This window comes from Cyanobium sp. T1B-Tous (assembly GCF_024345475.1).
Taxonomy (GTDB): Bacteria; Cyanobacteriota; Cyanobacteriia; order PCC-6307; family Cyanobiaceae; genus Cyanobium_A.
Genome location: NZ_JAGQBE010000004.1, coordinates 40,631 through 60,538, shown reverse-complemented (window position 1 = coordinate 60,538; position 19,908 = coordinate 40,631). Strand labels below are relative to the sequence as shown.

General features: G+C 68.7%; 19 protein-coding genes and 1 tRNA gene. 10 read left to right on the top strand and 10 right to left on the bottom strand.

The annotated features are described in order from the left end of the window. The first annotated feature begins 23 nt into the window (after nucleotides 1–23). The 3 genes from sfsA (at nucleotide 24) to KBY71_RS01845 (ending at nucleotide 2,787) form a co-directional block, all read left to right on the top strand. A complete protein-coding gene (gene sfsA / locus KBY71_RS01855; RefSeq protein WP_254927292.1) occupies nucleotides 24–788 on the top strand; it encodes a DNA/RNA nuclease SfsA in 765 nt (254 codons plus the stop codon). A gap of 26 nt (nucleotides 789–814) precedes the next feature. Beyond that, nucleotides 815–2,011, top strand: coding sequence for a 4-hydroxy-3-methylbut-2-enyl diphosphate reductase (locus tag KBY71_RS01850; protein WP_254927291.1), 1,197 nt, complete (start codon nucleotides 815–817; stop codon nucleotides 2,009–2,011). A gap of 146 nt (nucleotides 2,012–2,157) precedes the next feature. After that, nucleotides 2,158–2,787, top strand: a complete 630-nt coding sequence (locus KBY71_RS01845) for a DUF1997 domain-containing protein (protein ID WP_396095054.1) — start codon at nucleotides 2,158–2,160, stop codon at nucleotides 2,785–2,787. Between the two features lie 17 nt (nucleotides 2,788–2,804). Here the strand turns inward: KBY71_RS01845 and KBY71_RS01840 are convergent, their stop codons facing one another. Together KBY71_RS01840 and purH are read right to left on the bottom strand one after the other, a co-directional pair. Further along, nucleotides 2,805–3,269, bottom strand: a complete 465-nt coding sequence (locus KBY71_RS01840; protein WP_254927290.1) for a DUF4079 domain-containing protein — start codon at nucleotides 3,267–3,269, stop codon at nucleotides 2,805–2,807. A gap of 94 nt (nucleotides 3,270–3,363) precedes the next feature. Beyond that, a complete protein-coding gene (gene purH, locus KBY71_RS01835) occupies nucleotides 3,364–4,908 on the bottom strand; it encodes a bifunctional phosphoribosylaminoimidazolecarboxamide formyltransferase/IMP cyclohydrolase (protein ID WP_254927289.1) in 1,545 nt (514 codons plus the stop codon). Nucleotides 4,909–4,961: 53 nt separating this feature from the next. On the opposite strand from purH, the gene KBY71_RS01830 reads away from it, so the two are divergent. Continuing rightward, a complete protein-coding gene (locus KBY71_RS01830) occupies nucleotides 4,962–5,585 on the top strand; it encodes an alpha/beta hydrolase (RefSeq protein WP_254927288.1) in 624 nt (207 codons plus the stop codon). Between the two features lie 35 nt (nucleotides 5,586–5,620). Here KBY71_RS01830 and KBY71_RS01825 read toward each other — a convergent pair whose 3' ends face one another. Next, nucleotides 5,621–5,992 carry a DUF3155 domain-containing protein gene (locus tag KBY71_RS01825; RefSeq protein ID WP_190388676.1) on the bottom strand — a complete coding sequence of 124 codons (372 nt, stop codon included), beginning with the start codon at nucleotides 5,990–5,992 and terminating at the stop codon, nucleotides 5,621–5,623. A 436-nt stretch (nucleotides 5,993–6,428) separates the two neighbouring features. Between KBY71_RS01825 and KBY71_RS01820 the strand changes: the two genes are divergently transcribed. Then, nucleotides 6,429–7,553 carry a sensor histidine kinase KdpD gene (locus tag KBY71_RS01820; protein ID WP_254927287.1) on the top strand — a complete coding sequence of 375 codons (1,125 nt, stop codon included), beginning with the start codon at nucleotides 6,429–6,431 and terminating at the stop codon, nucleotides 7,551–7,553. Here KBY71_RS01820 and KBY71_RS01815 read toward each other — a convergent pair. Next, a complete protein-coding gene (locus tag KBY71_RS01815) occupies nucleotides 7,522–8,289 on the bottom strand; it encodes an adenosylcobinamide-GDP ribazoletransferase (RefSeq protein WP_254927286.1) in 768 nt (255 codons plus the stop codon). The two genes, KBY71_RS01820 and KBY71_RS01815, sit on opposite strands and share 32 nt — an antisense overlap. A gap of 37 nt (nucleotides 8,290–8,326) precedes the next feature. On the opposite strand from KBY71_RS01815, the gene tgt reads away from it, so the two are divergent. Next, nucleotides 8,327–9,460, top strand: a complete 1,134-nt coding sequence (gene tgt / locus KBY71_RS01810) for a tRNA guanosine(34) transglycosylase Tgt (RefSeq protein WP_254927323.1) — start codon at nucleotides 8,327–8,329, stop codon at nucleotides 9,458–9,460. 29 nt (nucleotides 9,461–9,489) lie between these two features. Beyond that, nucleotides 9,490–9,633 (top strand): photosystem II reaction center protein K, encoded by a 144-nt coding sequence (locus KBY71_RS01805; RefSeq protein ID WP_094589924.1) that lies wholly within the window; start codon nucleotides 9,490–9,492, stop codon nucleotides 9,631–9,633. 51 nt (nucleotides 9,634–9,684) lie between these two features. Here KBY71_RS01805 and KBY71_RS01800 read toward each other — a convergent pair whose 3' ends face one another. Then, complete coding sequence (locus tag KBY71_RS01800) at nucleotides 9,685–10,410, bottom strand: WecB/TagA/CpsF family glycosyltransferase (protein WP_254927285.1); 726 nt, start codon at nucleotides 10,408–10,410, stop codon at nucleotides 9,685–9,687. A 59-nt stretch (nucleotides 10,411–10,469) separates the two neighbouring features. Here KBY71_RS01800 and KBY71_RS01795 point away from each other — a divergent pair, with 59 nt between their 5' ends. Beyond that, the gene (locus KBY71_RS01795) at nucleotides 10,470–13,715 is read left to right on the top strand and encodes a glycoside hydrolase family 15 protein (RefSeq protein ID WP_254927284.1); all 3,246 of its coding nucleotides are present in this window, start codon (nucleotides 10,470–10,472) and stop codon (nucleotides 13,713–13,715) included. Here the strand turns inward: KBY71_RS01795 and KBY71_RS01790 are convergent. The 4 genes from KBY71_RS01790 to KBY71_RS01775 form a co-directional block, all read right to left on the bottom strand. Further along, complete coding sequence (locus KBY71_RS01790; protein WP_254927283.1) at nucleotides 13,712–14,704, bottom strand: Gfo/Idh/MocA family protein; 993 nt, start codon at nucleotides 14,702–14,704, stop codon at nucleotides 13,712–13,714. The genes KBY71_RS01795 and KBY71_RS01790 overlap by 4 nt on opposite strands. Beyond that, nucleotides 14,701–16,026 (bottom strand): hemolysin family protein, encoded by a 1,326-nt coding sequence (locus KBY71_RS01785; RefSeq protein WP_254927322.1) that lies wholly within the window; start codon nucleotides 16,024–16,026, stop codon nucleotides 14,701–14,703. The genes KBY71_RS01790 and KBY71_RS01785 overlap by 4 nt, the downstream gene beginning before the upstream one ends. Nucleotides 16,027–16,095: 69 nt before the next feature. Beyond that, nucleotides 16,096–16,168: transfer RNA gene (locus tag KBY71_RS01780), tRNA-Ile, on the bottom strand. 11 nt (nucleotides 16,169–16,179) lie between these two features. After that, nucleotides 16,180–16,740 carry an Occludin/ELL family protein gene (locus KBY71_RS01775; RefSeq protein ID WP_254927282.1) on the bottom strand — a complete coding sequence of 187 codons (561 nt, stop codon included), beginning with the start codon at nucleotides 16,738–16,740 and terminating at the stop codon, nucleotides 16,180–16,182. Between the two features lie 75 nt (nucleotides 16,741–16,815). Between KBY71_RS01775 and pyrE the strand changes: the two genes are divergently transcribed. Then, nucleotides 16,816–17,424, top strand: a complete 609-nt coding sequence (gene pyrE, locus KBY71_RS01770; protein WP_396095053.1) for an orotate phosphoribosyltransferase — start codon at nucleotides 16,816–16,818, stop codon at nucleotides 17,422–17,424. After that, nucleotides 17,421–18,380, top strand: coding sequence for a folate-binding protein YgfZ (locus tag KBY71_RS01765; protein ID WP_254927281.1), 960 nt, complete (start codon nucleotides 17,421–17,423; stop codon nucleotides 18,378–18,380). Before pyrE ends, KBY71_RS01765 begins: the two co-directional genes overlap by 4 nt. Before the next feature lie 18 nt (nucleotides 18,381–18,398). Here the strand turns inward: KBY71_RS01765 and KBY71_RS01760 are convergent, their stop codons facing one another. Next, nucleotides 18,399–19,892 carry a TM0106 family RecB-like putative nuclease gene (locus KBY71_RS01760; RefSeq protein WP_254927280.1) on the bottom strand — a complete coding sequence of 498 codons (1,494 nt, stop codon included), beginning with the start codon at nucleotides 19,890–19,892 and terminating at the stop codon, nucleotides 18,399–18,401. Nucleotides 19,893–19,908: the final 16 nt, after the last annotated feature.

The following is a 19,908-nucleotide window of genomic DNA, read 5'->3' as shown; positions in this document are numbered from 1 at the left end:
CCAGCCAACCCAGCCCCGCCGCCATGGCCACCCCTGTGCTCAGCCTTGGTCCCCTGGTGGAAGGCACCCTGGTGAAGCGCTACAAGCGCTTCCTGGCCGATGTGGAACTGGAGGGCGGCGAGGTGGTCACGGCCCATTGCCCGAACACCGGCCCCATGACCGGCGTGCTGCACCCGGGCGGCCGGGTTCGGCTGCGCCATGCCCCCTCCCCCAGCCGCAAGCTGGCCTGGACCTGGGAGCAGGCCGAGGTGATCGGCGCAGCCGGCACCCCCATCTGGGTGGGCATCAACACCGCCCTGCCCAACCATCTGGTGCGGGCCACGATCGAGGCCGGGTGCTTGGAGCCCTGGCTCGGCCCCATCGGCGCCATCCGGGCGGAGGTGCCCTACGGCGAGGGGCGTCGCAGCCGCATCGATCTGCTGCTCACCCCAGCCGAAGGGGCCGCCGATCCCAGGCCCATCTATCTCGAAGTCAAGAACACCACCTGGACCCAGGGGGAGCTGGCCCTGTTCCCCGACACCGTCACCGAACGGGGGCAAAAGCACCTGGTGGAACTGATGGCGCTGCTGCCGGAATCCCGAGCCGTGCTGGTGCCCTGCCTCAGCCGCGGCGACGTGAACCGTTTCGCCCCGGGAGATGCGGCCGACCCGCGCTACGGCGAGCTGTTCCGCCAGGCCCTGGCGGCCGGCGTGGAGGTGCTGCCCTGCCGCTACAGCTTCACGGCCGACACGGTGAGCTGGCAGGGGCTGGCCAACGTTGAGCAACGGGGTCCCTCCGAGGGCCCATAGAGTCGGGTCACCAAGCTCCAGATGTTGTGGATACCCGCGCCTTCAAACGCTCGCTGCACCACTCCGAGCGCTACAACCGCCGCGGTTTCGGCCTGGGCGAAGAAGTGGCCGGCAGCCTGGAGCAGGCCTACCAAAGCGATCTGATCGCCAAGCTGCGCGGCAACGGCTACGTGCTCCAGCGCGGCCGCCTGACCGTGCGCCTGGCCGAGGCCTTCGGCTTCTGCTGGGGCGTGGAGCGGGCCGTGGCCATGGCCTACGAAACCCGGCGCCACTACCCCACCGAGCGGATCTGGATCACCAACGAGATCATTCACAACCCCTCGGTGAACGACCACCTGCGGGAGATGGACGTGCAGTTCATCCAGGTGGATGAGGGGGTGAAGGACTTCTCCGACGTGGCCAGCGGCGATGTGGTGATCCTGCCGGCCTTCGGCGCCACCGTGCAGGAGATGCAGTTGCTGAACGAGCGCGGCTGCCACATCGTCGACACCACCTGCCCCTGGGTGTCCAAGGTGTGGAACACCGTGGAGAAGCACAAGAAGCATGACTTCACCTCGATCATTCACGGCAAGGTGAAGCACGAGGAAACCCTCGCCACCAGCTCTTTCGCCGGCATTTACCTGGTGGTGCTGGATCTGGCAGAGGCCCAGCTGGTGTGCGATTACATCCTCGGCCGTGGCGACCGGGAAGCCTTCATGACGCGCTTCGCCAAGGCCTGCTCCCCGGGCTTCGACCCCGACCGGGACCTCGTGCGGGTGGGCGTGGCCAACCAGACCACCATGCTCAAGAGCGAAACCGAGGACATCGGCCGCCTGTTCGAGCGCACCATGCTGCAGCGCTTTGGCCCCGCCGAGCTCAATGAGCACTTCCTGGCCTTCAACACCATCTGTGACGCCACCCAGGAGCGTCAGGACGCCATGTTCTCCCTGGTGGATGAGCCCCTCGATCTGATGGTGGTGATCGGCGGCTACAACTCCTCGAACACCACCCACCTGCAGGAAATCGCCGTGAGCCGGGGCATCCGCTCCTTCCACATCGACACCCCCGAGCGCATCGGTCCCGGCAACCGCATCGAGCACATGCCGCTGGGCGGTGCGCTGGAGACTGAACGGCCCTTTCTGCCCGAGGGGCCGATCCGGGTGGGCATCACCTCCGGCGCCTCCACTCCCGATCGGGTGGTGGAGGACGTGATCGAGCGCCTGATCGAACTCTGCGAGGCCTGATCCGCTCCCCACTGGACCCGCACGGTTGATGTCCGGGTGTCACAGCGGAGCCCGACGGGACGCCGCACTGGCTTTACATTGATTAAAGATTGAGTCTGTCCGTCTCCGATCTGGCCACCCGCCAGGAGTTTCAGCCGTTGTCTCTGCTGTTGTCGACCGCACCGCTGGACCCAGGCCTCGCCCAGGGCGATCCCCAGGGCCTCCGCCACAGCGAGGACCAGCGCGTCCGGCGCTATGCGAGCGCCTTCGCCGACGTGATGGAAATGCGGGCAGCGTCGCCGGTGGTGTCCGACTACCTGGACCACCACGAGGGCTGGTTTCGGCGCTGTGCCGCCCCGATGAAAGTGGAGCCCATCGGCCACCGGGGCTACTCCCTGACCCTGGGCACCTTTGGCAACTTCGGCTTCGAGGTGGAACCCACCATCGGCCTGGAACTCCTGCCGCAGGACCAGGGGCTCTATCGGATCCTCACCGTGCCGCAGCCCTGCAGCGACCCCAATCTCGATGGGCTCTATGACGTGGAGTTCAACGCCTCGCTGCAACTCGATGAGACCAGCACCTTGACGCTGGTGCGCTGGCAGCTTGATCTCAGTGTCTGGATCCGGCTTCCCGGGGTGATCACCCTGCTGCCCGAGGGCCTGGTGCAATCCAGCGGCGACCACCTGCTCAAGCAGATCGTGCGGCAGATCTCCCGCAAGCTCACCTGGAAGGTTCAGGAGGATTTCCATGCCAGCCACAACCTCGACTGCCCGCCACGGCGGCGGGCCCAGTTCTGAGGCGCAGCCTGAACGGCTCAGGCGGGCCGCTTCTCCCAGATCTTGGCCAGGATCTGCAGACCAGTGAAGGCCTGCCAGAGGAACAGGGTCATCATCGCCATGTTCAGACCCACATGGGCCTTGCGGGCGATCAGATTGCCCTGCTGCATCAAGGGTGAGAGCGACACCGCCAGAGCAATCAGGCAGGTCATGGCGATGCCGACCAACAGGTGGGGGCCCACGAAGAGCTTGCCGTTGTTCAAGTAGGTGACAGCCATGCCGCCGAAGGTGCCCAGCACCATCAGCACCAGGATCAGGCTGCCGATCTGGAAATGGCGGCGGGCGTACTGCCCCTTGATCAGCTCCTTGCGATCTTCGGCCGCGGCCGTGCGGGTTTTCTTGGCTTTGATGCCCAGGAACATCCCATAGCCGGAGAGGGCCAGCAGGCCCCCCATCAGCAGGGGATGGAGAAAGTTCAGGTTGTAGGCAAGCGCTTCAGACATGGCGTCAAAGGGGGCCAGAGAGGGGCAGCGGGGAGCCGCAGAAGAACTGGGCTGATCGAGCGAAGCTACAACTCACGCCGACCGCGGTAGGGATCTAGTGGAGGAAATGGCGGCGACCCGTCACCACCATCGCCAGGCCCAGGGTGTTGCAGGCCGCGATGGAATCGGCATCGCGCACACTCCCTCCAGGCTGAATCACGGCCGTGATGCCGAAGCCCGCCGCCAGCCGCACGGTGTCATCGAAGGGGAAGAAGCCATCACTGGCCAGCACGGCGCCTCGGGCCTTGTCTGCGGCGGCCTCGAGGGCCAGGCGGGCTGAGCCCACCCGGTTCATCTGACCCGCACCGATGCCGAGGCTCTGGCCACCCCGGGCGACGGTGATGGCGTTGGAGCGCACGTGCCGCACCAGCTTCCAGGCAAAGCGCAGATCATCCAGCTCCTGGGCCGTGGGCTGGCGGTCGCTGACCACCTGCCAGTCGACCTCCGCCACCGGTTGGTCGTCGAGCTCCTGCACCAGCACCCCGCCGAGCAGGCTGCGCAGCTGGCGACGGGAGGCGCAGGCGATGGCTTCCGGGGCCAGCTCGAGCAGCCGCAGATTGGCCCGGGCAGCCAGTTGCTCCCGGGCCGCCCCGTCAAAGCCCGGCGCCACCACGCACTCCAGGAAGAGGCTGGAGAGCTGCTCCGCCGCCGCCAGGCCCACCGGGGTGTTGAGGGCGACGATGCCCCCGAAGGCCGAGAGGCGATCGGCATCCAGGGCCCGGGTCAGGGCATCGGCCCCATCCCGGCCCGTGGCCACACCACAGGGATTGGTGTGCTTGACCACCACCGCAGCCGGCTGGGCTCCGGGTCCGTAGCCAAACTCCCGCACGGTGGCGAGCGCCGCATCGAGATCGATCAGGTTGTTGTAGCTGAGCTCCTTGCCCTGCAGTTGCTGGGCGGCACCCCAGCCAGCCGTGGGCTCGCTGTGCCAGGTGGCCGGTTGGTGGGGGTTCTCGCCGTAGCGCAGGCTCTGGCGGGCCGGCAGGTCGAGGCGCAGGGGTTCCGCCTCCGACTGAACCGCCAGGCGGGCCTCCAGCCAGCTGCTGATCGCGGCGTCGTAGCTGGCGGTGTGCTGGAACGCCTCCAGCGCCAGTTGGCGCCGCAGGGCCGCCGTCAGCCCACCGGTCCCCAGGGCGGCGAGGAAGGCCCCGTACTGGCTGGGGCTGGTCAACACCGCCACATCGGCGTGGTTCTTGGCGGCGGCCCGCACCATGGCCGGCCCACCGATGTCGATGTTTTCGATGGCGGTCTCAAAGGCCACCGCCGGATCGGCCACCGTCTCGCGGAAGGGGTAGAGGTTCACCACCACCACATCGATCGGAGCGATGCCCTGGGCGGCCAGATCGGCCTGGTGGCTGGGCTCGTCGCGACGGGCCAGGATGCCGCCGTGGATCCGCGGATGCAGGGTCTTGACCCGGCCCCCGAGGATCTCCGGAGCCCCGGTGTGCTCGGCCACCTTGGTGACGGGCAGTCCGGCCGCCTGCAGGGCCGCAGCGGTACCGCCGCTGGAGATCAGGGCATAGCCCGCCTGCAGCAGTCCCTGGGCCAGGGGCACCAACCCCTCCTTATTGGACACACTGAGAAGGGCCGTGGGCGCCATGGCTGCCGAACTGCGGGTCTGGAGCCAACCTACGCAGCAGCAGCTCCCCCGCCGTGACCCATCCCAACCCCGAGCCCGGCCTGATCCGGCTGGGCCCCGACCGCAGCGAGCGACGGCTGGTGCTCCTGCACGGCTGGGGAGCCGACGCCGACGACCTGCTCGACCTGGCAGAGGTGCTGGTGGAGCCCACGGTGAGCGTGGTGGCCCTGCAGGCACCCTTGCCCCACCCCGGCGGCAGCGGTCGCCAGTGGTACGACCTGCAGCAGCCAAACTGGCCCCAGCTCCCGGCAGCCAGAGCCAACCTGCTCGAGCGGCTGGGGGCGCTGGCTGCCGAGGTGCCGCTGGAACAGACGGTGGTGCTCGGCTTCTCCCAGGGGGCCGCCATGGCCCTGGATGTGGCCACCGCCGGGGAGGGGCTGCCCCTGGCAGGCCTGATCAGCTGCAGCGGCTACCCCCATCCAGCCTGGGAGCCGGGCCTTCAAGCCAACAAAACGATCCTGCTCACGCACGGCGAGCAGGATCCGGTGGTGCCCTACGGGGCCAGTGAAGTGCTGCAAGAGCAGTTGCGCCGGAGCGGGATCGGCGCGGAATTGATCGGCTTTGCCGGTGGACACACCATCGACAGCAGCCTGTTCCCAGCCCTGCGCCAATACCTGAGCCACCAATGGCCTGGCTGAGTGGCCAGCCAGGCGCACTGACGCGGCGTCAGTCTTCAGACAAAGGCGTACTCGTACTCCTCCATCTCCTCCCAGTCGTCGGCGGCAAGGGCCTCAATGCCTTCGAACAGGACCTCCTCACCGATGCGATCGACGATCGAACGCAGGGACGGGAACAGGAAGTGGTTCTCCTCGGCGTACTGGGCGCTGAACAGGCCCTTCTCGCCCCAGAAGAAGCGGTCGGTGGTGTGCTCGTTGCGGCGGACGTTGAGGATCGCCGGGGGCACCAGCAGCTCCTCGGCGATGTAGCGACGGGCGGCGGTGACCGGTTTATGGGAGCCGGTCTCCAGATTGAAGGTGGGGACATGCGCCAGCACCCGCTGGCCTGCGAGCCGGCGACGGCTGATCCGCTTGCGCTTCTTAGACATTGAGCTGCTCCCGGTGGGGGAGGATTGAGGGGACGAGAAGAAACCGGAGGGGGGGAACGGACCTTGGGAGCGCAAGACATGCGCAGGGCCCGTGACTCAGCCCGCCCAGCCATCCGAAAGGCCGGACAGCACGGGCGACGCCCAAACGTTCTGTTGTCCGGAGGGGTCAGCAGGCCTGGAGGTCAGTGACGCCACAACCCGCCCATTCGGGTTGCGGAACAGCAGAGAGGAGGGATCGGCGAGAAGTCGGATCTGTCTCTGCTGTAGCCTCGAAAACCTGAAAGGGCAACCGAGGGTGAGGGTGTCACGACGATGAGCCGCTGCCCGCTTGCGGACCGCGTCGTATTGGTCGATACCAAGGATCTTAAGACTTTTTCCCGGTTTTCACACACCCGTTCGAAAATTTCTGCGGCAGGACGGCGGTTGAACGCCCCAGATGCAAGTCTCCAACCGCTTTTCAGCCCTGCTCCGTTTCCAGTTGGCCCAGTTCGCCGACCGGGCTGATCTGCGGTCCCTGGTCGTGTACGTGACCCAGCCAGGCAATGGCAGCGCCCCCAGCCTGGTGCCCATCGGCCAGTGGCCCAGCGATGGTCGGGCCCTCCCGCCCGTGGAGGCCAGCAGCCCCCTGAGGGTGCCATCCGAGGAGCGGCGCTGGCTGCCGCTGCGGCACCAGAACGTCTTGCTGGGGGCCATTCAGGTGGAAACCACGGTGGTGCCCTGGCCTGACACCCTCGGTCAGCGGTTGCAGGCTGTCGCCCTGTGCCTCACCGAGGCCCTCTGCCTGGATCTGGAACAACAGCGGCTGCAACGCACCCTGCAGGAGCAACACGCGGAACTGGACCTGCTGCTGCATCAGCTGCGCAACCCCCTGGCCGCCCTGCGCACCTTTGGCCAGTTGCTGTTGCGGCGCCTCGAGCAGGACAACCAGAATCGGCCCCTGGTGGAGGGGCTCCTGGCGGAGGAGCGCCAGCTCAACCGCTACGTGGATGCGCTCTCCCAGCTGGGCCAGCGCGAGACGCCGGCGGTCACGGGCGATGCCAGCCAGCCCCTGCTGCTGCCCCCCGTGCTGATCGGACCCGAGGGAGAGCCTCTGCAGGACTGGCTGGAGCCCCTGCTGCAACGGGCCGCTGCCACGGCAGCCCTCCAGGGCCGCCCCTGGCACCCTCCGGCCTGCATGCCGAGCTGGCGGGGCGACAGTGGCGCCGTGGCCGAGATCCTGGCCAACCTGCTGGAAAATGCCTTCCGCTACAGCCCCGCCGGCAGCGCCATCGGACTCCACTGCCAGGCCACCACGGCAGGCCCCTGGCAACTGACGGTCTGGGACGGCGGCGAGCCGATTGCCGCCGAAGAGCGTGAGGCGATTTTCGAACGGGGCTTCCGGGGCCGCGCGGGCCAGACCCGAACGGGCACGGGCCTGGGCCTGGCCCTGGCCAGGGACCTGGCCCGCAACCTGGACGGCGACCTGACCCTGGTGCTCCCGCCAGCCGCCATCGCCCCGGAGCTGCCTGGGCACGGCAATGCGTTCTGCCTCAGCCTGCCAGCCGCAACCCCAGGCCACTGAGCAACAGAGCCAGGGTCTCCACCCACTCCACGCAAGCGCCATAGGTGTCCCCGCTGTGGCCACCCAGCCGGCGCCCGAACCACAGGGGCACCAGCAGCGCCGGCACGATGCCGATTCCATCCGGCAGCGGCCAGCCGGCCCAGGCCCAGCCCAGCAGGGCCAGCAGCAGGGCCAGCAGCGCCGGTGCCAACTCCGGCAGCAACCCCCGCCAGTGCTGCCGGTGGAAGGCGGCACTGCCCTGATCCCGGAGATAGGGGAACCAGGCCATCGCCAGCAGGGGGGCCACCCGGCCCCAGAACGCAGCCCAAAGCAGGGCCAGCGGAGCCGCCGTAGCCAGGCAGACCAGCGCCGCCACCCGCAGCAACAGCAGCAGCGCCAGGGCCTGCACCCCGGAAGCCCCGACGCGGCTGTCCGCCATCGCCTCCAAGGCCCGGGGACCGGCACCGAGGCCATCGGCCGTGTCCATGGCCCCATCCACATGCAGGCCACCCGTGAGCACCAGGCCCAGGGCGAGCACCAGGGCCACCTGGGCGCCGAGCGGCAGCCAGCTGGCCGTCAGCCCCCAGAAGAGCGCCTGGATGCCCCCCAGCACCAGACCGATCAGGGGACCGAAGCGGGCGATTCGCTCAAAGCGCGGCGTCAGCCCAGGCCAGGCGGGCAACACGGAGTAGAACACCCAAGCCCCGGCCAGATCGGCGAGCCAGCCTGGGGTCAACGCAGAGAAAGGCTTCGACAAGCGACACCTAGCGTCAGAACAGCACCTGTTCGGCGCAATCAGCTTCCCACCCGCCTTCTCGTTCTCCATCACGGCCCAGTGCCCGCGCACCCGGGCCCGCTGCGGCTGCTTCCACACCCCCCATGGCGTGGTGACCACCCCGCGCTTCATGCCCGTGGGCACCCTGGCCACCGTGAAGGGAATCACCACCAGCCAGCTGGGCGAAACCGGCGCCCAGATGGTGCTCTCCAACACCTACCACCTGCATCTGCAACCGGGCGAGGCGATCGTGGCGGAGGCCGGCGGATTGCACCGCTTCATGGGCTGGAGCGGCCCGATGCTCACCGATTCCGGCGGCTTCCAGGTGTTCAGCCTGGGCGACATCAACACGATCAACGACCACGGCGTGGTGTTCCGGTCCCCCCGCGACGGAGCCCGCATCGAGCTCACGCCGGAGCGGGCCATGGAGATCCAGATGGCGCTGGGGGCCGATGTGGCCATGGCCTTCGACCAATGCCCCCCCTATCCCGCCAGCGAGGCGGACGTGGCCGCCGCCTGCCGGCGCACCCACAGCTGGCTGGAGCGCTGCATCACCCGCCACACCAAGCCCGATCAGGCCCTCTTCGGCATCGTGCAGGGGGGCTGCTTCCCCCACCTGCGCCAGGACTCAGCCCAGGTGGTGGCCTCGATGGGCCTGCCGGGTATCGCCGTGGGGGGCGTGAGTGTGGGGGAACCCACCGAGGAGATGCACCGGATCGTGCGCCAGGTGGGGCCGCTGCTGCCGGAGGCCGTGCCCCACTACCTGATGGGGGTGGGCACCCTGCGGGAGATGGCCATCGCGGTGGCCAACGGCTTCGACCTGTTCGACTGCGTGATCCCCACCCGTCTGGGCCGCCACGGCGCTGCCCTGGTGGGCGGCGAGCGCTGGAACCTCAAGAACGCCCGCTTCCGCCACGACCACACCCCCCTCGATGGCAGCTGCCCCTGCCTGGCCTGCCGGCAGCACAGCCGGGCCTACCTGCACCACCTGATCAAGAGCGAGGAACTGCTGGGCAAGATCCTGCTGAGCCTGCACAACATCACCCAGCTGGTGCGCTTCACCAGCGCCATGGGCCGGGCCATCGAGGACGGCTGTTTTGCAGAGGATTTCGCTCCCTGGGAACCCGAGTCCCCAGCCGCCCACACGTGGTAGCGTCCGCCTCACGCTCAGCGATTTTCGGGATGGCCGCCTACGCCCTGCAGACCCTGGCCCAGCTCCCCGAGGCCTACCAGGCCTTCGGTCCCCTGGTCGACATCCTGCCGATCATCCCCCTGTTCTTCCTGTTGCTGGCCTTCGTGTGGCAGGCCTCTGTGGGCTTCCGCTAAACCCGGCAGCTCCCCTGAACCGGGGCGTACCCCCCAGTTCAGATCCACCCCTCATCCCTGCCGGAGCACGGCCCAGGCGAAGGCCGGCAGGGACAGCATCCGGCGCCAGCGGGCCGGCTCCTGAAGCAGGCGGTACAACCATTCAATCTGCAGAGCTCCCATCCAGGCGGGGGCTCTTTTTTTGACCCCAGCCCAGACGTCAAAGCTGCCACCCACGCCCATCCAGAGGCCACAGCGCCGCCCCGGAAACTGCTGAATCCAGGTTTCCTGCCGCGGCACCCCGAGGGCCACCAGCACCAGGTCCGGGCGGGCCGCCAGGAGCTGCTGCTCGAGGCCTGGCCAGGCCTCGGGGGGCTGGTAGCCGTGGGCGGTCAGCACCAACTGGAGCCCGGGGAGCTCCCGGCGCAGTCGCTGGGTGAGTTGGTCCATCACCGCCGGGGAGGCCCCCACAAGGGCCACCTTCCAGCCCTGGGCAGCCGCATGGGCCAACAGATCCCGGGCGAGCTCGATCCCGGGACTGCGCCGCACCCGGTAGCCCTGGCGCCCGAGGGCCCACACCACCCCGGCGCCATCGGGAATCACCAGGGCCGCCGCAGCGATCGCCCCGCCAAGGGCAGGGTCGGCCTTGGCCGCCATGGTCATCTCCGCATTGAGGGTGACGATCTGGCCCCCTCCCCGCTGGTGCAGAGCCAGGGCAGCGTCGAACACGTCGGGGCACACGCTCACCGGGACCCCCAGGACGCCAGTGCGGAGAGGTTCGGTTGCCGTTGCTGCCATCAGGGGTGCGGTGGGGGTGGAGAATCTATGGCTGGCCCGTCACTGGCACTGGGACATCGATGGCGCAATCCCTGCCGATGAAGGGTTCCACCGACAGCACCGGTGCAGCCGACGCCTCAGAGCCGGACGTGGTCCATCCTGCCCAGGCCTGGGCGGTGCTGCAGGAGCTGGATGCCCAGATCGATCGGGTGGTGCTGGCCCGCCAGCATCCGATCACCGGCCTCCTGCCCGCCAGCACGGCCCACACGGTGCACGGCAACTACGGCGATGCCTGGGTGCGCGACTGCGTCTATTCGATCCAATGCGTCTGGGGACTGGCCCTGGCCCATCGGCGGCTGCGGGGCGCGAACCGGCGGGTCTATGAGCTGGAAGCCCGGGTGCTGCAGCTGATGCGCGGCCTGCTCAACGCCATGCTTCGCCAGGCGCCGAAGGTGGAGCGGTTCAAACACAGCCTGCACCGGCTGCATGCCATCCACGCCAAGTTCGACACGGCCACCGGGGCCCCGGTGGTGCCCGACGACGGCTGGGGCCATCTCCAGCTGGATGCCACCGCCCTGTTCCTGTTGCAGCTGGCCCAGCTGACCCGCTCCGGCCTGGTGGTGCTCCAGAGCAGCCACGAGTGCGACTTCGTGCAAAACCTCGTGTACTACGTGGCACGGGCCTACCGGGTGTCCGACTACGGCATCTGGGAGCGGGGAGACAAGGGCAACCACGGCCAACCCGAGCGCAACGCCAGCTCCATCGGCCTGGTGAAGGCCGCCCTCGAATCCCTGGAAGGCCTGGACCTCTTCGGCCCCCATGGCGACGGCAGCTGCTGTCTGGTGATCCCCCACGACGCGATCGTGCGGCTGCGACGCGCCCTGCGGAGCCTGCTGCCCCGGGAATCAGCCAGCAAGGAGGTCGACAGTGCCTGCCTCTCGGTGATTGGCTATCCGGCCTGGGCCGTGGAGGATCCCCAGCTCCGCCAGCGCACCCGGGACAAGATCCGGACGGAGCTGGGGGGCACCTACGGCTACAAGCGCTTTCGCCGCGATGGCCACCAGACCGTGGTGGAAGACCACACCCGCCTGCATTACGAGCGGGAGGAACTGGCCGAGTTCGAGCACCTGGAGTGTGAGTGGCCCCTGTTCTGGGCCTACGAGCTGATCACCGCCTGTTGCGAGGAGCGCTGGGAGGAAGCGCGCGCGTGGCGCCAGCGCCTGGCGGCGGTGAGCCTGGACCAGGAGGGGGGGGCGCTGCTGCCCGAGCTCTACCTCGTGCCCGAGGAGGCGATCGAAGCCGAGCGGCGCCAGCCGGGCAGCCAGCGCCGGGTGGCCAATCCCAACGTTCCCCTGCTGTGGACCCAGAGCCTCACCTGGCTCTCCGACCTACTCCTGCATGGACTGATCACCCCGGACGACCTGGATCCGCTCGGGCGACGTCGGCCCAGCCCCCTCGGCGCTGAGCAGGTGCTTGTCGCCTTGGTGCCCGGCAATGGGGCCATCGCCACGGCCTTGCAGGCCGCGGGCCTCCCCGTGGCCCACGACAGCGCCCAGCCCGGGGGCGTGCAGATCGGCAGCTCCCGGGCCCTGGCCCAGCGCATGGCCCAGGTGGGGGCCAACCCCAGATTGGGGCTCACGGGCCATCCCCCGGTGCGGATGGAAACCATGGCCACAGCGCGCCTCTATCGGCAAGGCGACAGCCAGCACGCCTTTCTGCCCGCCGTTCTGGAGGAGGACACGTTCTATCTCGCCGACGACCCCGAACAGCTGGTCGACACCGTCCGGGCGGAACTGCGCCTGCTGCAACGGCACTGGCGGGGCAGCGGCTCCCCGTTGCTGCTGGTGCCGGTGGCCGCAGGGGCCTTCCAGGCCAATCCCGAGGCCTTTCTGAGGCTGGGGCGCGAGCTGCAGGGGGGGCTGCTCGACGGCGTGCCCGTGCAGCTGGCCCCCCTGGCTGAGCTGGTGGACCAGGCCTGCTGGATCCCATTGCCGCCCCAGGCCGGCACCGGATCCGGCCCGGAGTCCCCGTCGCCCATCCCCCTGCGGGCCAGCACCAGCCAGGCCCCCCTCTCCGCCCGGGAAGAGCAGGATCTCGAGCGCGACGACATCAGCATCGGCGAACTGGCCGAGCGGCTCTGGCTCAGTTCGTCCCTGGAGGAGCAGGGCGAAGTGCTGGAGCAGCTGGTGCGGCGCCTGGGGCCCGATTCCCGTCTGCAGGGGCCCGCGGGGAGCCAGGCCGTTCGGCTGCGGGACCTGCTTGAAGAGGTCTACCGCCGCGCCTTGGCCGAAGCCGACTGGAACGTGGTGCGACGGGTGGCAGGGTCCCTCGACCTGGTGCATCCCCAGCTGGAGGATGCCCTCACCGACCTGTTGGTGCGCCAGAAGCAGGTGGTGGTCGGGCGGAACTACACCAGCGATTCCCGGATCAGCGAACCCCAGGGCAGCGCCAGCATCGCCGCCATGATCAAGCGGTTCAGCGGTGAAGACGGCCGGGAATGGATGCTGCAGCAGGAACTGCTGCTGGCCCTCGATGGCCTGGCCCGCCGCGAGCCTGACCTGCTCAGTGGCAGCCTCACCCTGCAATTGGGGCAGCTGCTGCTGCTGCTCACCGGCGAGCTGGCCACCGAGGCCGACCTCAGTCCGATCGACGCCTTTGAAGCCCTCTGCGACCAACCGCCCCACGCCATCCAACGGCGGTTGCGGGCCGTGCTCGCCGACCTGGAGCACGCCAAGGCCGCCCTGCAGCGCAAGGAGCAACTGCATGTGAGCGGACGGGTGCGCTGGGATGTACCCGATCCCCAGGGCGAGCTGCCCCGGGGGGGCTGCTGGCTGCAGCACCGCCTGCGCCTCGGCGCCCTGGGCCGGGTACCCCGCGATTTCTACCCCGGCATCTGGGATCTGCTGCACCACTGCCGCGGCATCGTGATCGGCGACAAACTCGAGAAACGCAACCGGCTCGACAGCGCTCCGCTACTGAGCGAGAAGACCCCGGGCGAACACAACTTCGCGGCCTTGGTGGATCACCTGTTGAGCAAGATTGAGGCCCCGGACTACCGCCAGCTCTGCACCGAAACCCTGATCACCCTGATCGCCTTCGTGGGAGCCAACCCCAAGGTGGTCTTCGACGATGACCTCGTGCTCGATGTGGTGATCGGTCACGCCGTGCGGGTGGGCTGGCAACAACGACACCCCACCATCCCGGCAGGGCAGTACGGCCAGCACAAGGCGGACGCCTGGGATGCGTTTTACCTCTCCTCCCCGGCGGACTGCCGCCACTGGCAACTGGAGGCCTTGCGCCAGCTCACCGAGACCAGCGGCGCCTAAATCGGCTCGTCGAGGCTCATGCAGAGGTTGGGCTGCTCCACGCACTGCTCGATCAGGTCGGCCAGTTGCAGGGCCCGGGAGGCTTGCAGCCCATCCACGGCGGGCGTTTCAACCCCCCGCACGCACTGAAGAAAGTGCTCCAGCTCGGCGTAGAGAGGCTCGATCGATGTGGTGCTCACCTCCTCGATCACGCCATCGGAGCGATACACCAGCTCACCGTGATCGGCACTCACCGACTCATGGGCGCGGCGGTGAATGTGCAGCGTGCGGTTGAGGAAATCCGTTTCCACCAGGCTGCTGCGGCAGTGGGCCGAAAGACTGCGAATCTTGCGGTGGGCCATCTTGCTGGCCGTGAGGCTGGCCACCACCCCGTTGGCGAATGCCAGGGTGGCATTGACGTAATCGATCGGGCCTTCGGCGCTGCGCCCTCCGGCGGCCGCCAGCCGAATCACCGGGGCCCCGGCCAGCTCCAGCACCAGATCGATGTCGTGGATCATCAGATCCAGCACCACGGACACGTCATTGGCCCGGTCGGCGTTGGGGCTGTGGCGCCGCGCCTCGAGCACCACCACCTCCTCATTGGCCACCACCTTCACCAACTCGCGGAAGGCGGGGTTGAAGCGCTCGATATGGCCCACCTGCAACAGGCGTCCCGCCTGCTCAGCGGCATGGATCAGTTCAGCGGCTTCCTCCTGGCTGGCGGCGATCGGCTTCTCGATCAACACGTGCACACCAGCCCGGAGGCAGGCCAGACCGACCCGATGGTGCAACAGGGTGGGCACGGCGATGCAGACCGCATCCACCTCCGCCAGCAGGGTCTCGTAGGTCGGAAACCAGCGGCAGCCGAACTGTTCGGTGGCGAGTTGTCCCCGAACCGGATCAGGATCAGCCACCCCCACCAGCTGGGCATCCTTGATCAGGCTCAGCACCCGGGCGTGGTGCCAGCCCATGTTGCCAATGCCGATGACACCCACACGCACAGGGTTCAAGGCAAGGGCTCGCGGCTGGCGGCATTATCAGTGATCGGCTCGGCCAGCGGTCGATCGATCTGGACCCGTTCGATCCGGGGGCCATCCATGGCCAGCACCAGAAACTGATGACCCTTCCAGCGCAAGCCTTCTCCAGGAGAGGGGATGTGCTGGAGCCGCTCGAGCAGAAAGCCCGCCAGGGTGTGGTGCCCTTCGGCCTCCGGCAACTGCAGGGCCAGCTGGCGATTGAGCTCGAAGATCTCGAGATCCCCGGCCACCGACCAACTGCCCTCCCCCAGCTGCTGGAGGTCCTGCGCCGCCTCCAGGGAACCGTCGTCTTCACCGACAATCTCGCTGGTGAGGTCGGCCACGGTGACGAGCCCTTCGGTGCCGCCGTGTTCATCGACCACCACCAGCAGGGGCTGGCCACTGCGGATCAAGGGGAGCAGGTCTGCCAGCGGTGTGCTCTCTTGAACGCGCGTCACGGGGGTGATATAGGGAGCCAGCGGCGTATCGGCACTGAGCAGGCCCCGCGCGATGGGATCCGCCAACCGCCTGAGGTCCAGCAGGCCACGCACATCGTCGAGGGAGCTGCCGATCACGGGAAAGCGGGCATGGGCCGTGTCATGCACCTCGCGCATCAGCTCAGCAAAACTGACGTCAAGCGGCAGGGTGACCATGCCGGCGCGCGGCACCATCACCTCGCGCACAAGCGTGTCCCGCAACGAGAACACCCCCTCCAGGATGTTGCGTTCGTCGGGCATCAGACCCGTAACGCTGCCCGTTTCAATCAGGGTTTCGAGCTCGCCGGCGGATAGGGCGGGCACCAGCTCATCCCAGTTGCGCGGCAGTCCCAGCAAGCGCAACAGGACGCCACTGAAGCGTTCGATCAGGGAGAGCAGCGGCGCCAGACTGCGGCTGACGGAATCCAGCAGGGGGGCGAGCCGCAGGGCCGAAACCTCGGGGCGGTGCAACACCCAGGCCTTGGGCAGCAGCCCTCCCAGCACGGTGGCGAGCAGCACCAGCACGAGAAAAACGGCGGCATCGAGCCACCCCTGGGGCCAGGGGCCCAAGCCAGGCTGGCTGGCCAGCCAGGCCCCCAGTCGCTCAGCCAGCCCCCGGCCGGCCCAACCCAGGGCCACCAGGGCCAGCACCGCCCCCAACTGGGTGGCCACCAACACGCGCCGGAGCCGGTGCTGCAGCTTGGCGACGGCCTTGGCACCGGGCTCGCCAGCCTCCTCAAGCTGACGCACCCTGCTGGGCCGCAGCCGGATCAGGGCGAATTCCCCAGCCGCAAAGAAGGCCAACATGGCCAGCAGAATGGCCAGCGCCAGGACTTGAATCACGGGGAGACCCCACCCGGGGAGCCATCACTGGCCCGAGAATAGGAGCGGCTGGAGTCCCCAGCCAGATGGGGGTCGCGAGGATCGAACTCGCCTAAGGCGAATTATGAGTTCGCTGCATTCACCAGATTGCTAGACCCCCGGGGGCTAGGCCTACCAGAGGCCTCGAACCGGCGCCCCATAGCTGGCCCCGCCATCCTGCCAAGCGCTCTGCTGGGACACCCCGGCCGAACCCAGGCTGCCGGAGTAGCCATTGGTTACATCAGCCGTGCGCCAGGGCATCGGATCACTCTGCTTCTCCAGCAACACCTGGTAGGTGTTCTCGACGGCGGTGCCATCCCAGATGATCGTCTGCTCAGGGAAGCCAAAGCCCATGACCTTGGTGCCATCGCCACCACCCATGGCGATTCCAAGCAGGTCAGTGACTTGGTTGGTCAGGCTGACGCCCCGGGCGAAGGGGGCTGTGTAACTGAAGAAGCGCTGCTCCATCAGTTGGGAGGACGTCTGCACAGCGCCACAGCGCGTCACTTCCACAGGCCCGGTGGCCGCCGTCTGACCGTTGGCGACTGGGGCTTCCAGGGTTGTGGTGCAGACCACAGGGCCTGCCGAGGCTGGAGCCGCCAGTAGGCCGCCGATCGCCGCACAGGCCACGCCCAGTGCCAAGCGGTGACCAACAGCACTGGTCGAAACGGTGAAGGGGTTGGCAATCGCCATGGATCCAGTCCGCCCTACAGCTGGACATGTCACGTTGGACGCAAACTAGTCAACCAATCGCAATTGCACCAGATCTTGTCGACCGTTTCTCCAGCTGCCACCTCCCCCACCGCCACCTCTGCCGAGCTGAGGGTGGCCCTGCTACCGCTGCTCGCCACCCGGGCCTACCGCCACGGCACGTTCACCCTGGCCTCCGGGCGCACCAGCCACCACTACGTCAACTGCAAGCCCGTGAGCCTCAGCGGCACGGGCTTGGCCCTGCTGGGGGCCTTGATGCTGGAGCAGGTGGAGCCTGAAGCCATCGCCGTCGCCGGCCTCACCCTCGGAGCCGACCCCCTGGTGAGCGCCGTGGCGATGCGGGCCGCCTTGGCGGGACGGGAGCTCGACGCCCTGATCGTGCGCAAGGAAGCCAAGGGCCATGGCACCGGCGCCTGGCTGGAAGGTCCGCTGCCGGAGCCCGGGAGCACCATCACCGTGCTCGAGGACGTGGTCACCACCGGCGGGTCGTCACTGAAGGCCGTGCACCAGCTGCGGGAAGCGGGGTATCAGGTGCAGCGGGTGGTGACGATCGTGGATCGCCAGGAAGGGGGCCTCGAGGCCATGACGGCAGCGGGGCTGGACCTGCGCAGCCTGTTTCTGCTGGACGAGGTGGCCGCCGCGGCCGCCCAGCTGGCCACCCCATGACGGCCACCCCTTGGGACTGGCAACCCGACGGGCCCCGCCGCCGTCAGCAAGACGCCAGCCTGATCCGACTCGACGGCCCTGACACCCGCCGGTTCCTGCACGGCCAGACCAGTGCCGCGATCGAAACCCAGCCCCCGGGCAGCTGGATTCCCACCTGCTGCATCAGCGCCACAGGCCGCCTCAGGGCCCTCGCGGAGGTGCTGGTGGATGACGACGGCGCCTGGCTGCTGCTCACCAGTGGCGAGGCAGCGGGCATCTGGCAGGCCCTCGATCGGGTGCTGTTCCCCGCCGATCAGGTGCGGCTGGGCCCCGTGGTGCCAGCCCAGCTGGTTGCTCCCCTTGGAGACGCCACCGGAAGCCTGCCCGAGAGCCCCGAGGGCGGCTGGCTGGCCCTGGAGAATGGCAGCGGCTGGCTGCTGGGGTCGCGGTTGGTGCTGCGACCTGATGCGGCACTGCCCCTCTGGCTGGCCGATCGCCCTCCCCTCTCCCCCCAGGAGCAGGAGCGTTGGCGGATCCAACAGGGCACCCCAGCCGCCCCAGGCGAAATCAACGAAGACACCAACCCCTTTGAAGTGGGCCTGGCCGATCGGGTGAGCCTGAGCAAAGGGTGCTACGTGGGCCAGGAAACCCTGGCGAAACTGGCCACCTACGACGGAGTGAAACGACAGCTGCGGCGCTGGCACTGGCAATCACCGGCCGGCGACAGCCCCGCCAGTGCCCCCCCCAGCGCCCTGTTCAGCCCAGGGGAAGGGGACGACAGCAGCCGACGGGCCGGCCAGATCACCTCAGCCCTGCACCTCGGCGATGGCCTCTGGATCGGCCTGGCCCTGGTGCGCCGCCAGGCCCTAGAATGGACTGAGCTCGAGGCCGGCAACGGGCCCCAGGCACCCAGCCTGCAGCTGTCACGGCCGCCAACCTTTGTGGATCCGCCGGTTGGAGCGGGCCGTCAGCCCTAAAGCCTTCAACCTGACGAATCAGGGCTGGGCCAAGAGCCAGCGCACCACGGCCCCGGTGGCGAGGCTGTCGTCGCGGTTGTAGAGAAAGATGCGCTGCAGCTGGTGGCGGCTGGCCCGCCCCCGGGCCCCACCGGCGCGATGCCACTGCCGCCACTGCCGCCACCAGAGCAGGCAGCGGGCCCCATCCACCCCCTTCTGGCTCCAGGCAAAGCCCAACCAGGCCGCCACCGCCTTGAGGCCGTAGCTGCTCACCGGCAAACGCCAGTGGCGCCGTAGCCGGGCGTGCACATCCAGCATCCGCCCGCGCAACCGCTGCACCTCGGCCTCACTGGCACCCTGGCGTTGGGCCAGGCGCACCAAACCAATCACCTCGGTTTCGCCGTAGTGCAGCACCGGCCAGCCCGGATAGCGGTCCAGCAGGCGCTGCAACCGCTGCCAAAGGCGTGGTTCTCCATGCTCCTGGAGGGCCAGCAACGGCTGATACCGCGCCGAGTCCAGGTTCCAGCCCCCCCCGGGCTCCCGCTCCAGCACCAGGAACCCGTGCAGAAAGTCGTCGCGGGCATCGGGATCGGATTCGATGTCGTACAGCAGCACTCCCGGCGCTGTCTCGAGCTCCGGCAGCACCGGCTCGTCCCCCAGCCGCTGGGGCACGCCGCTGGCCTGGACCCGGGCCTGGGCCACCAGCTCAGCGGCGATCTCCCGATGCTGCTCGCCATAGACGGCGAGCTCCTCGGCCAGCTGCTCGGGCTCCCGGGCCGCCAGGGCCGCCAGGCTGGTGACTCCCAGCTCCAGCAACATCTCGCGGCGCTTGCCGCCAATGCCACTCACCTCGCTGAGGTGCCCCACCCCCACGGCCTCCCGGTCGCAAAGGCCGCGCCAGCTGCACAGCGTGCATTTCTTGCGGTCACTCACCAGGGGCGGAGGGGTGGATTGGTCGAGATCGCCGGCCAGGCGCAGCAGGCTGTCATCGAGCTGGTGCTGGAGCCCGCCGCCGAGGGCGAGCCGCTCCCGCTGCAAAGCCCGGCCCTCCCCGGCCACCACCAGCCCATGGGGCACCGGGGCTTGCTGGTGGTCGGCGAGCAAACGCCCCCACAGCCCCAGCACCAACCGCGCCTCCCGCGTCAGTCGCCGACCCTGCCGGGCCAGCACGGGCCGGTAGGCGAACGCGCCCCAGCGGCTCTGCCCCGCGATGCGTTCCAACAGGGCGGGATGGGCTTCCAGGGGAACCCCCAGCGCCGGGGGGGCCGTCCCCCGCAGCCGCAACCCCACCACGCCGGGTGCCCCAGCGGCGCAGGCGGCCTCACCGTGGCCAGGCCTCTTGGGCAGCAGGGTCTGAAAACTGCGCAGCTGGTCGTTGAGGGCCAGGGCGCGGTGGGCATTCCACTGACGCTCCTCCGGCACCCCAAATCGATCGAGCCAGGCGCGGCGCCGGCAGCGCAGCCAGCTGCGCAGCAGCCGATCGGTCAGGGGAGCTGGCGGCTGGGGCAGTGGCGTTCGTGGGAGTGGCGTCAAGGAGGGCATCCACCAG

What these genes read in the sequence shown, in the direction of transcription:
- sfsA (WP_254927292.1), top strand. Translation starts at nt 24, where the DNA reads ATGGCCACCCCTGTGCTCAGCCTTGGTCCCCTGGTGGAAGGCACCCTG.
- KBY71_RS01840 (WP_254927290.1), bottom strand. Translation starts at nt 3,269, where the DNA reads ATGTCTGAAGCGCTTGCCTACAACCTGAACTTTCTCCATCCCCTGCTG.
- purH (WP_254927289.1), bottom strand. Translation starts at nt 4,908, where the DNA reads ATGGCGCCCACGGCCCTTCTCAGTGTGTCCAATAAGGAGGGGTTGGTG.
- KBY71_RS01825 (WP_190388676.1), bottom strand. Translation starts at nt 5,992, where the DNA reads ATGTCTAAGAAGCGCAAGCGGATCAGCCGTCGCCGGCTCGCAGGCCAG.
- KBY71_RS01820 (WP_254927287.1), top strand. Translation starts at nt 6,429, where the DNA reads ATGCAAGTCTCCAACCGCTTTTCAGCCCTGCTCCGTTTCCAGTTGGCC.
- KBY71_RS01805 (WP_094589924.1), top strand. Translation starts at nt 9,490, where the DNA reads ATGGCCGCCTACGCCCTGCAGACCCTGGCCCAGCTCCCCGAGGCCTAC.
- KBY71_RS01800 (WP_254927285.1), bottom strand. Translation starts at nt 10,410, where the DNA reads ATGGCAGCAACGGCAACCGAACCTCTCCGCACTGGCGTCCTGGGGGTC.
- KBY71_RS01795 (WP_254927284.1), top strand. Translation starts at nt 10,470, where the DNA reads ATGGCGCAATCCCTGCCGATGAAGGGTTCCACCGACAGCACCGGTGCA.
- KBY71_RS01775 (WP_254927282.1), bottom strand. Translation starts at nt 16,740, where the DNA reads ATGGCGATTGCCAACCCCTTCACCGTTTCGACCAGTGCTGTTGGTCAC.
- KBY71_RS01765 (WP_254927281.1), top strand. Translation starts at nt 17,421, where the DNA reads ATGACGGCCACCCCTTGGGACTGGCAACCCGACGGGCCCCGCCGCCGT.